An 11078-nucleotide genomic window follows, 5' to 3' on the forward strand; every position below is an offset into this window, starting at 1 on the left:
GTACAGGTTCACATCAACGGGCGCTCAAGGCCGCATAGCTGTTCATCAGGTTGCGGTAGTTGGGAATCCGCTGCGACAACAGGTTACCCAGCCCTTCGATGTCGTTGCGCCAGTCGCGATGCAGCTCACAGGCCACCGAGAACCAGTTCATCATCTGTGCACCCGCCTGGGTCATGCGCACCCAGGCCGCCTGTTGCACGGTTTCGTTGAAGGTGCCAGAAGCATCGGTCACCACGAACACTTCAAAACCTTCTGCCAGCGCCGACAGGGTCGGGAACGCTACGCACACATCGGTCACCACGCCGGCGATAATCAGCTGCTTGCGGCCAGTAGCCTTGATCGCCTTGACGAAGTCTTCATTGTCCCAGGCGTTGATCTGGCCGGGGCGGGCAATGTACGGCGCATCCGGGAACATCTCTTTCAGCTCGGGCACCAGCGGGCCGTTCGGGCCTTGCTCGAAGCTGGTAGTGAGAATGGTCGGCAAGCCGAAGAACTTGGCCAGGTCGCCCAGGGCCAGCACGTTGTTCTTGAACTCGTTGGGCGAGAAGTCCTGCACCAGCGAGATCAGGCCGGTCTGGTGGTCGACCAGAAGCACCACGGCATCGTCTTTGTTCAGGCGCTTGTAATCGGGTTGGCTCATCGGGGTGACTCCTTGGGTTGGGAAAACGGGCCGGCACTGTCTACAAGGGGCTATACCGGCGGATAGGGTCGGCTTAAGGGTGGACCTGCGCCTGACGCCAGGCCTTGGGCGGCTGGCCGACCAGGCGGCTGAAGGCACGGGTGAAATGGGCCTGATCGCAGAAGCCGCATTCCAGGCTCACGTGGGTGATTGGCGCCTCGGTGGCAAGCAGGCGCTTGGCCTTTTCCATGCGCGCCAACAGGCGCCAGGCCTGGGGCGATAGGCCAGTGTTGACCTTGAACGCACGGGAGAAGTGGCTGCGGGTGAGGTTGCATACCCCGGCGATTTCGATGATCGACAACGGGCTGTGCAGCATCAGTTCCTTGGCCCGGCGCAACCGCGCAGGCGTCAGTGCGCCGGGGGTTTGCTGCGGCGCTTGGGGCTTCCCGGGGTGCATGGCGACTCTCCTGTTCAATGCAGAAAGTCTCGCCCCCGGCACATGACAAAGTCCTGAGCCAGACCTGAATAGTTGTTAATTGTGCACTGCTGGCCCTGGCCGTTTTGCCGATACCTTAAGATGCGTTTCGTATTCAGCTTCAGGCCGCTAGTGGCGGCCGGCATTCAAGGCAAAAGAGCCATGCAGGAAAAACCCGCCCACCGTACCGTAGCCATGGTGCTGTTCAATGATGTGTTGTTGCTGGACGTGACCGGGCCCATGGACGCGTTTGCCATTGCTAACCGCTTCCTTCCTGCCGAGCGAAAGTACCGGCTGCTGACCCTGGCCGAAGGGCAGGCAGCGGTGCGCGGCTCTTGCGGATTGAAAGTGGTGGCTGACCTGCGCCTGGAGGACTTGCCGGAGGCCGTCGACCTGTTGCTGGTGCCAGGCGGCCCGGGGGCCTATGACATCGCCCTGCCAGGCATCGAGCGTTGGCTGCCCCAGGCTGTGCGCCGGGCCAAACGCTTTGGCGCAATCTGCACCGGGGTATTCCTGCTGGGCCGGGCCGGGTTGCTGGACGGCTATCGCTGCACCACCCACTGGAACTACGTGGAGCGTCTGGCACAGGCGTTCCCCGAGGCCAAGGTCGAGACCGAGCAGATCTACGTGATCGACCGTTGCCTGATTACCTCGGGCGGCATCACCGCTGGCATCGACCTGGCCCTGGCGGTAGTAGCCGAGGACCACGGCAAGGCGCTGGCCCTGGAAGTGGCCAAGGTGCTGCTGGTCGCCCGCCATCGCCAGGGCGGGCAGGCACCTTACGGGCCACTGCTGGCGGCTGTACCGCGGGATGATTCGCCGATTGCCCGGGTGCAGGCGTATATCGTCGACCATATCGAGCAAGCCTTCACCGTGCAGAAAATGGCCGACCTGGTGGCCATGAGCGGGCGCAACTTCGCCCGCACCTTTCAGCGCGAGGTGGGCATCACGCCGCTGCAGTACTTGCAGAACGCACGCATTGACCGGGCGCGCAAGCTGCTGGAAGGCAGCGACCTGCCGTTGAAGGTGGTGGCGGCGCAGTGCGGGTTTGGCAGTGACCGGCACATGAGAAAGGTGTTCTGCGAGCGGATTGGCATGACGCCGACGCAGTATCGGGCGCAGTTTGGTGGCAGTTGAGTATGCAGATTTCCTGTGCTGGCCTCTTCGCGGGTGAACCCGCGAAGAGGCCAGCACGACTGTCACCTGATTCAGGACAATGTGTCTTCCTCACAGAAGATTGTCTGGCCCTCCCACATTCCCCAGAATTGCCCGCCAAACTGATCTGACGCTGCCCCGGCAGCTCATGGAGTACGAGCCCATGCCACACGAAGGCAGCCTTCTGCAAACCGCGGTGATCTTCCTGCTCGCTGCTGTCCTCGCCGTCCCCCTGGCCAAGCGCCTGCAACTGGGGGCCGTGCTCGGCTACCTGCTTGCTGGCGTAATCATTGGCCCGCAGGCACTGGGCCTGATCCGCGACACCGAAAGCGTGGCGCACATTTCCGAGCTGGGCGTGGTCCTGCTGCTGTTCATCATTGGCCTGGAGCTGTCGCCCAAGCGCTTGTGGCTGATGCGCAAGTCCGTGTTCGGCGTCGGCACCGCCCAGGTTTTGCTGACCGGCGCGGTGATCGGTGCCATCGCCCTGTTCGGCTTCGGCCAGTCGTTGCCGGCGGCCGTCGTGCTCGGCCTCGGCCTGGCGCTGTCGTCCACCGCCCTCGGCCTGCAGAGCCTGGCCGAAAGCAAGCAGCTCAACGCGCCCCATGGCCGTCTGGCGTTCGCCATCCTGTTGTTCCAGGACATCGCCGCAATTCCGCTGATCGCCCTGGTTCCGCTACTGGCCGCCAGCGGCCCGGACACCAGCCACGGCGACAGCCTGCAACACGGCCTGAAGGTGTTCGCCAGCATCGCCGTGGTCATCGTCGGTGGCCGCTACCTGCTGCGCCCGGTGTTCCGCACCGTGGCCCGCACCGGCTTGCCGGAAGTGTCCACCGCCACCGCACTGCTGGTGGTGATTGGCACCGCCTGGTTGATGGAAGAAGCCGGTATATCCATGGCCCTGGGTGCGTTCCTCGCCGGCCTGCTGCTGGCCGACTCGGAATACCGCCACGAACTGGAATCGCAGATCGAACCGTTCAAGGGCCTGCTGCTGGGGCTGTTCTTCATCAGCGTCGGCATGGGCGCCAACCTGCGCCTGCTGCTGGAAATGCCTTTGGTGCTGCTGGGCCTGACCCTGCTGCTGGTGGCCGTGAAGCTGGTACTGCTGATCGGCGTCGGGCGCCTGGCCGGTGGCTTGAACAGCGCCAGCGCACTGCGCCTGGGCATGGTGCTGGCGGCCGGTGGCGAATTCGCCTTCGTGGTGTTCAAGCTGGGCAAGGGCCAGGGCCTGTTCGACACCCAGACCTACGACCTGCTGCTGATGACCATCACCCTGTCGATGGCCATTACCCCGCTGCTGATGATTGGCTGCGCCCACGCCCTCAAGCGCCCGCAACCGGCGCGTGAAGTGCCGGAGCATTACAAGCAGATCCAGACTGACACGCCACGGGTGGTGATCGTCGGCATGGGCCGCATGGGCCAGATCGTCGCGCGCATCCTGCGGGCACAGAAGATTCCGTTCATTGCCCTGGAAACCTCGGTGGACACCATCGAGATGACCCGTATGTTCGAACAGGTCCCCGTGTTCTACGGCGACCCGCTGCGCCCGGAAGTGCTGCATGCGGCCAAGGTGGGCGAGGCGGAATACTTCATCATTACCATCGATGACCCGGAAGCTGCCATTCACACCGCGGAACGGGTGAAACGCCTGTACCCACACCTGAAAGTGCTGGCCCGCGCACGTAACCGCCAGCATGTGCACAAGTTGGCGGATGTCGGCGCCGAGCCGATTCGCGAGACGTTCTACTCCAGCCTGGAGATGACCCGCCGGGCATTGGTGGGGTTGGGGTTGAGCGACGCGCAGGCGGCGGACCGGATTGCACGGTTTACCCAGCATGACGAAGAGGTGCTGGTCGCCCAGGGGCAGGTGCGTGATGACCGGGCCAAGGTGATGCAGACGGCCAAGGAGGCCCGGGCGGAGTTGGAGCGGTTGTTTGATTCGGATGCGGATTGAGGGTTTCAAGCGCATGGCTGTAGAGATGTAGCGGCCTTGAGATCGAGCGCCGCCCGCGCGGCGCTTCGCGGGACAAGCCCGCTCCCACATTTGTTTCGGGCCAATTATTCCTGTGCCAGGTGGGTTGCAGCCTTGGTGTATGGCTGAAGATGAATGAAGAGCAATTGCGCCCCCTTCGATATCGAATGGAACAAACAAGGCGGACAGAGGTGACTTCACAGGAGTGACTGGCCCGAAACAGATGTGGGAGCGGGCTTGTCCCGCGAAGCGCCGCGCGGGCGGCGCTCGGTCTCATAGGCGCCAGAAATCTATCGCCAGGCACCTGGAGGCCATTCTGCAACCTCCCGACGGTCACCTCCCTGCCATTACGCGGATACCAAAAAACCATCAAAAAATCGTCCGTCTCTCAGCAAGGTCCTACTTCCTAGCGAACCATTTCCTACGTTAATGCTGACCCTGACGAATTATCCTACGCACCGTGTCGAAGCCCGTCTGATTGTCCGGGGAAAGCCTGCTCTCTAGGCTTGCCGGGTCGCTGTCGGTTCAGCGATCGGGTGTGGAAACCCGGATCTGATGAAGGGCTGCCGTTATGGCAGTTGTGCGCGTGAGGCCTTTTGGCCTACCGGCTTGCCTTCTCACCGGTTTTCCACCCCGCGCACAACTGCCGCCTTCTGCGTGGAAACGGGTGGTTGCAGTTCAACCCGAGAGAAGGAATTGCCATGAAAAGAATCGTCCCCAATCCACCCCTCCCCAGCACCACACAACGCGCTTTCAGCCGCTGCGATGCCGGCCATCCACCTTTGTTCACAGTAAACCCGGGCGTCTCTGCCCACGACGCCCTGGTGCATGTCGCCCAGTACCTGCGCGGCGCATACGACTGTGGCTACAAAGCCCTGGAACACCTTGATGAAACCGGCAAGAGCCTGTTCTGGAGCAACCTGAATGCGCTCGAAATGGCAGAAGGATTGGTTGAGGCATTGCTGGATGGGATTGAGTCGCAGCCTGTAAGTTGAAGTGCATTGCATTTGCACAGAGCAGGCTGCGGTAACAGGCCTGCTCCGCCTCAATATAGGAAACGCCTTACAAAACGGGTCAATCCCCGTCTGATTGTTCGAGGAAACCCTTCTCCCTAGGCTCACTTGGCCGCACTGATCGCAGCCAGGTATCGCATTGAACCCCAACAACCCCACCGCGAAAGTCGCCGAGAAAAAAGGCCAGAACACTTGGCTGGACGAACAACTACCTGACCTCAGAACGCTCGCGCGTGAATGGCGTACACGGGCTATCGAAGAATTGGCTGCTGCCGATTCGCATGAATCAGCAATCGAACTTGCTGCGCAGCATCTGGGTTTGAACAGTGAAGAAGCCAGCGTAGTAACCGTCAGAACTCCAATGGGCGACATCCAGATTCAACGCAGTTGTATCCATCACATCGTCGAGAAGCGACAAGACGCCCGGGAACGCTATGTAAAAGTAGCGCTGGATACGCTGATCGGACCATTTGAGGTATGGCAGGTCGCCTACACCAATGACACCTACAGGCTGGCGTTCATTGGCGTGTACGAGACCAAGCGGCAGATGCTAGTGGTCGTGACACTCGATAACGGCAAAATGCTGTGGAATTTCATGCAGTGCGATGCAAAGGCACTGAATAAGCATCGCCATGGAAAACTGCTCTACAAGCGGTACGCTTATCTGCCGAGCAAAGAAAAGGGCCACTGTCACCAGTGGCCCTGTGCTCGTGCTTGATACTCATATACACACCCTCAAGCCGGGGTGTGGAGGTCTCACCCGACGCTGATGATTCAGCCATCGACGGGGTTCCTACACCAGCTATTGCCGCTGAATGGCAGCTGGTTTCGCGCTCAGGTGAAACGCTAACAACACTCCTGGACCAAGTCAACGATGGCCCCCTTGCGGAAGCCATCCATCAGATTACTTGGTGTTACTTACCCGCAGTCAGCGCGCTGTAGCTGGTAATCAGATTGCGATAATCCGGAATGTGGTTGGAGCACAGCGCCGCCAGCCCTTCGATGTCGTTGCGCCAGTCGCGGTGCAGCTCACAGGCCACGCCGAACCAGGTCATCATTTGCGCGCCAGCGCGGCTCATGCGGTCATGGGCAGCATCGCGGGTCATTTCGTTGAAGGTGCCAGAAGCATCGGTCACCACGAACACTTCGAACTCCTCTTCCAGGGCCGACAGCGCCGGGAACGCTACACAGACCTCAGTCACCACGCCGGCGATGATCAGCTGTTTCTTGCCAGTGGCCTTCACCGCCTTGACGAAGTCTTCGTTGTCCCAGGCGTTGATCTGGCCTGGGCGGGCGATGTACGGGGCGTCCGGGAACAGGGCTTTCAGCTCTGGTACCAGCGGGCCGTTGGGGCCTTGCTCGAAGCTGGTGGTGAGGATAGTCGGCAGGTTGAAGAACTTGGCCAGGTCGGCCAGGGCCAGCACGTTGTTCTTGAACTTGTCCGGCTCGATGTCACGGACCAGGGACAGCAGGCCAGCCTGGTGGTCGACCAGCAGGACAGCGGCGTCGTCTTTGTTCAGGCGGTTGTAGGTGAATTTGCTCATGGTCTGTGCTCCTAAGGGTTATGAATTTTTCAGCATTCGGGGGTGTTTCGCGTTGATGGGCACAGATTAAAATCATCACCTTTGTGGCGGTAGATAGCAGAATTTGGCTTTAGCGTTCCGTTTTATGAACGATAGATTTGTAGGGGCTGTGCCGGCCTCTTCGCGGGTAAACCCGCTCCCACAGGGATGGCGCCGGGCTTGAGCCCTATGCAGTACCTGTGGGAGCGGCTTTAGCCGCGAAAGGGCCGGCACAGGCAACCAAGTACCTGGAGACCGATCATTGGAAGACCTCAACTCCCTCTACTACTTCACCCAGGTAGTCGAGCACGGTGGCTTCGCCCCGGCTGGCCGGGCGCTGGACATGCCCAAATCGAAGCTCAGCCGGCGCATCGCCGACCTCGAAGACCGCCTGGGCGTGCGTCTGCTGCATCGCACCAGTCGTCACTGCTCGCTCACCGAGATCGGCCAGGCCTACTACAACCGCTGCCTGGCCATGCGCGTGGAAGCCGAGGGTGCGGCAGAGATCATCGAGCGCAACCGCAGCGAGCCGCGCGGCCTGGTGCGTATCAGTTGCCCGACTACCCTGCTCAATTCCTGGGTCGGGCCGATGCTGACCCGCTACATGCTCAAGTACCCGCAGGTGGAGCTGTTCATCGAGAGCACCAACCGCCGCGTCGACCTGCTGCACGAGGGTTTCGACATCGCCCTGCGGGTGCGCTTTCCGCCGCTGGAGAACACCGACATGGTGATGAAGGTACTGAGCAACAGTACCCAGTGCCTGGTCGGCCAGCCGCAGTACCTGGAGCAGTTGCCCAAGGGCTTCGACCCGCAGCTGCTGGGCACGCTGCCCAGCGTGCATTGGGGCAGTGCCCAGCGCGAATACCAGTGGGAGCTGTTCCAGGGTGAGGACAGCAACCGCAGCATCGTCATCCCGCATACACCGCGCATGGTGACGGACGACCTGTTTGCCCTGCGCCATTTCGTGGTGGCGGGGGTGGGTATTGCGCACCTGCCGCGGGTGGCGGTGCGTGAAGACCTGGCGGCGGGACGGCTGGTGGAGTTGTTGCCGGACTGGCACCCGCGTTGCGGCATCGTGCACGCGATCTTCCCGTCACGGCGGGGCTTGCTGCCGTCGGTGCGGGCGCTGATCGATCATCTGGCCGAAGAGTTCGCCATCAGCGACATGGCTTGAGCCGGTTGCCGCCTGTGCCGGCCTCTTCGCGGGTAAACCCGCTCCCACAGGGTTACCACTAGCCCCAAGGCCTGTGCAGTACCTGTGAGAGCAGGTCACCACTAGCCCCAAGGCTTATGCAGTACCTGTGGGAGCGGGTTTACCCGCGAAGAGGCCGGCACAGGCAAAACCAGCCAGAGCACACACATACAAGCCCCCTTGCCTATCCTTCATCCACAATCCCGGATCATCCCCCCTGGAGCCCCCATGATCCGCGCCACTCACGGACCAGGCCGCGCCCTGCTCGCCACCCTCGCCCTGTACCCGGCGCTCAGCCAGGCTGACGAACCCGGCTGGTCACTGCTCAGCCGCAACTATTTCCTGCACAGCGACTTCCGCTCGCCCTCCGGCAGCGGCCAGAACTATCGCCAGGAATGGGCCCAGGGCTTCATTGGCGAGATCCGCTCCGGCTTCACCGAGGGCACGCTCGGTGCCGGTATCGATACCCACGGTTTTCTCGGCCTCAAGCTGGACGGCGGCCGCGGCCATGCCGGCACCGGCCTGCTGCCGCGCGACAGCGATGGCCGCTCCGAGTCCGACTACTCAAGCGCCGGCGCCGCATTAAAGCTGCGCCTGGGCAACACCCAACTACGCTACGGCGAAATGACCGTGGAAACCCCGGTGTTCGACACCAGCGACAAACGCCTGCACCCGGAGTACGCCACCGGCTGGTTCCTGGACAACACCGACCTGCCCGACTGGCGCCTGCAGGCCGGGCGCTTCACCGCCTTCAACAACCAGGACAACAGCTCCAGCCATGATGACTTCAGCGGCTACGGCGTCAGCACCCGCAACCGTGCCATCAGCCTGGCCGGCGCCACCTTCGCACCCGCAGGCCCGTTCGGTGGTGCGCTATACGCCGGGCAACTGCAGGACACCTGGCGCCAGGCCTACCTCAACCTGAACCTGGCCGAGGGCAATTGGCGCCTGGACGGCAACCTGTACAAGACCCGCGACACCGGCAATGCCGGTGCCGGGGCAATCGACACCCTCGCCTACAGCCTGCTGGCCAGGTACAGCTTCGGCGCCCAAGCGCTGAGCCTGGCCTACCAGAAGGTCGAGGGCGATACCCCGTTCGACTTCGTCGGCGGCGACTCCATCTACCTGGCCAACTCGATCAAGTACGCCGACTTCAACGGCCCCGGCGAGCGCTCGTGGCAACTGCGCTACGACCTCGACTTCGCCACCCTCGGCGCTCCCGGCCTGAGCCTGATGGGCCGCTATGTCAGCGGCCGTGGCATCGACGGCAGCCATGCCCCGGCGGGCGGCGCCTATGTGGGCCAGTACGGCGACGGCGGCAAGCACTGGGAGCGCGACATCGACCTGAAATACGTGGTGCAGTCCGGCGCCGCCAAGGACCTGAGCCTATCGTTTTCCCACGTCAGCCACCGCGCCAACCAGGCCCAGGCCGGCGATGACATCGACCGGATCTACCTGATCATCGAATACCCACTCAAAGGCAGCTTCTGACATGAGCACGTCCCCTTCAGGCGCCTGGAGCCCGTTGCGCAACACCACCTTCCGTATGCTGTGGATCGCCACCATCGCCTCCAACATCGGCACCTGGATGCACGAGGTGGGCGCCGGCTGGCTGATGACCACGCTGTCGGCCAGCCCGTTGCATGTGGCACTGATCCAGGTAGCCGGCTCGCTACCGATGTTCTTCCTCGCCCTGCCGGCTGGCGCGGCGGCGGATATCGTCGACAAGCGCCGCTACCTGTTGCTGGTACAACTGTGGATGTCTGCGGTGGCCGTGGTGCTGGCGACCCTGACCCTGCTCGGGCTGATGAACGTCACCCTGCTGCTGGTGCTTACCCTGGCGCTGGGCATCGGCACGGCACTGATGATGCCGGCCTGGAGTGCACTGACACCGGAACTGGTGGGCAGGGACGACCTGGCCAACGCGGTGGCGCTTTCCAGTGTCGGTATCAACGTGTCGCGCGCTATCGGCCCGGCTTTGGCAGGCGTGGTAGTGAGCATGGTCGGCCCGTGGCTGACCTTCGCCCTGAATGCCATCTCGTTCGCCGGGGTGATCCTGGTGCTGTTCCTGTGGAAGCGCGAGGTGAAGGAGCCGCTGCTGCCGGCTGAGCGCTTCGTCGGCGCCATGCGCACCGGGCTGCGTTTCGCGCGCAGTGCCAAACCCTTGCAGGCGGTGATATTGCGCGCCTTGGCATTCTTTTTCTGCGCCAGCGCCGGTACCTCGCTGCTACCGTTGATCGTACGTGGCGAGATGCATGGCACCGCCGCCGATTTCGGCCTGCTGCTGGCGGCCATCGGTATCGGCGCAGTGGCCGGTGCCACCTTGCTGCCACGCCTGCGCGAACGCATCAGCCGCGACCACCTGGTGCTGCTCGCCAGCCTGCTGTATGCACTGTTCCTGCTGGCACTGGCGCTGGTGCGCAACTTCTACGCGCTGCTACCGGCGATGCTGCTCAGCGGCGCGGCGTGGATTGCCGTGCTGTCCAACCTGCAGGTGGCGGCGCAGACCTCGGTGCCAGCCTGGGTTCGGGCGCGGGCGTTGTCGGTGTACATCCTGATCTTCTTTGGTGCCATGGCCTGCGGCGGGTTGCTGTGGGGAACGCTGGCCAGCCATGCAACGATCACCTTGAGCCTGCTGCTGGCCGCAGGTGGCCTGGCGCTGGGCACGCTGCTGACCTGCAAGGTGACGCTGCCGGAAACCGCAGCCGAGGAGCTGACGCCGTCACTGCATTGGCCGGCGCCGCTGCTGAGCGACGACATGGACAAGGAAAGCGGGCCGGTGATGGTCACCGTGGAGTACCACGTCGACCCGGCCAAGGCCGAGGCGTTCCAGCAGGCAGCGCGGGAGCTGGAGGCGATGCGCAAGCGCAATGGCGCGTTGTCGTGGGGGTTGATGCGCGACAGTGCGAACCCGGCGTTGTGGCTGGAGTTCTTCTTCGAGGAATCGTGGCTGGAGCATTTGCGGCATCACCACCGGGTTACCCGGGGTGAGCTGAAGATCGAGGCGCGGGTGCGGATGCTGCAGACCGATGGGGTGGAGGTGAAGATTCGGCATCTGTTGGCTGGAGCTGAGCACAAGGCTCACCATTGATG

10 protein-coding genes are annotated in these 11078 nt (G+C 62.8%); 7 read left to right on the forward strand and 3 right to left on the reverse strand.

The window, feature by feature from the left end; all coding sequences use genetic code 11:
* Positions 1–13 precede the first annotated feature (13 nt).
* Positions 14–640 (reverse strand): isochorismate family cysteine hydrolase YcaC, encoded by a 627-nt coding sequence (gene ycaC, locus CAY82_RS08795; RefSeq protein WP_004375560.1) that lies wholly within the window; start codon positions 638–640, stop codon positions 14–16.
* Between the two features lie 73 nt (positions 641–713).
* Positions 714–1076, reverse strand: a complete 363-nt coding sequence (locus CAY82_RS08800; RefSeq protein WP_087500881.1) for an AraC family transcriptional regulator — start codon at positions 1074–1076, stop codon at positions 714–716.
* A 180-nt stretch (positions 1077–1256) separates the two neighbouring features.
* Between CAY82_RS08800 and CAY82_RS08805 the strand changes: the two genes are divergently transcribed.
* The 4 genes from CAY82_RS08805 to CAY82_RS26680 all read left to right on the forward strand — a co-directional run bounded on the left by CAY82_RS08805 (position 1257) and on the right by CAY82_RS26680 (position 5949).
* Positions 1257–2231 (forward strand): GlxA family transcriptional regulator, encoded by a 975-nt coding sequence (locus CAY82_RS08805; protein ID WP_087500882.1) that lies wholly within the window; start codon positions 1257–1259, stop codon positions 2229–2231.
* 181 nt (positions 2232–2412) lie between these two features.
* Complete coding sequence (locus CAY82_RS08810) at positions 2413–4200, forward strand: monovalent cation:proton antiporter-2 (CPA2) family protein (protein WP_087500883.1); 1788 nt, start codon at positions 2413–2415, stop codon at positions 4198–4200.
* A gap of 719 nt (positions 4201–4919) precedes the next feature.
* Entirely contained in the window at positions 4920–5213 is a 294-nt protein-coding gene (locus tag CAY82_RS08815) for a hypothetical protein (protein ID WP_085588769.1), read from the forward strand.
* Between the two features lie 157 nt (positions 5214–5370).
* Positions 5371–5949, forward strand: a complete 579-nt coding sequence (locus CAY82_RS26680; protein WP_170931054.1) for a PBECR2 nuclease fold domain-containing protein — start codon at positions 5371–5373, stop codon at positions 5947–5949.
* Positions 5950–6145: 196 nt separating this feature from the next.
* Here the strand turns inward: CAY82_RS26680 and ycaC (CAY82_RS08825) are convergent, their stop codons facing one another.
* Complete coding sequence (gene ycaC / locus CAY82_RS08825) at positions 6146–6775, reverse strand: isochorismate family cysteine hydrolase YcaC (RefSeq protein WP_085621550.1); 630 nt, start codon at positions 6773–6775, stop codon at positions 6146–6148.
* 280 nt (positions 6776–7055) lie between these two features.
* On the opposite strand from ycaC (CAY82_RS08825), the gene CAY82_RS08830 reads away from it, so the two are divergent.
* The 3 genes from CAY82_RS08830 to CAY82_RS08840 all read left to right on the forward strand — a co-directional run bounded on the left by CAY82_RS08830 (position 7056) and on the right by CAY82_RS08840 (position 11076).
* Entirely contained in the window at positions 7056–7967 is a 912-nt protein-coding gene (locus CAY82_RS08830) for a LysR substrate-binding domain-containing protein (RefSeq protein ID WP_087500884.1), read from the forward strand.
* Between the two features lie 246 nt (positions 7968–8213).
* Entirely contained in the window at positions 8214–9476 is a 1263-nt protein-coding gene (locus tag CAY82_RS08835) for an OprD family porin (protein WP_087500885.1), read from the forward strand.
* A gap of 1 nt (position 9477) precedes the next feature.
* Positions 9478–11076, forward strand: coding sequence for an MFS transporter (locus CAY82_RS08840; protein WP_087500886.1), 1599 nt, complete (start codon positions 9478–9480; stop codon positions 11074–11076).
* Positions 11077–11078: the final 2 nt, after the last annotated feature.

The sequence above is a fragment of the Pseudomonas sp. SID14000 genome (assembly GCF_002165135.1).
In the GTDB taxonomy this organism is placed as follows: Bacteria; Pseudomonadota; Gammaproteobacteria; order Pseudomonadales; family Pseudomonadaceae; genus Aquipseudomonas.

Bases quoted from the DNA above. Each gene is read 5' to 3' on its own strand.
- CAY82_RS08810 (WP_087500883.1), top strand. From the start codon at position 2,413: ATGCCACACGAAGGCAGCCTTCTGCAAACCGCGGTGATCTTCCTGCTC.
- CAY82_RS08800 (WP_087500881.1), bottom strand. From the start codon at position 1,076: ATGCACCCCGGGAAGCCCCAAGCGCCGCAGCAAACCCCCGGCGCACTG.
- CAY82_RS08815 (WP_085588769.1), top strand. From the start codon at position 4,920: ATGAAAAGAATCGTCCCCAATCCACCCCTCCCCAGCACCACACAACGC.
- CAY82_RS08840 (WP_087500886.1), top strand. From the start codon at position 9,478: ATGAGCACGTCCCCTTCAGGCGCCTGGAGCCCGTTGCGCAACACCACC.
- ycaC (WP_085621550.1), bottom strand. From the start codon at position 6,775: ATGAGCAAATTCACCTACAACCGCCTGAACAAAGACGACGCCGCTGTC.
- CAY82_RS08805 (WP_087500882.1), top strand. From the start codon at position 1,257: ATGCAGGAAAAACCCGCCCACCGTACCGTAGCCATGGTGCTGTTCAAT.
- CAY82_RS08835 (WP_087500885.1), top strand. From the start codon at position 8,214: ATGATCCGCGCCACTCACGGACCAGGCCGCGCCCTGCTCGCCACCCTC.
- ycaC (WP_004375560.1), bottom strand. From the start codon at position 640: ATGAGCCAACCCGATTACAAGCGCCTGAACAAAGACGATGCCGTGGTG.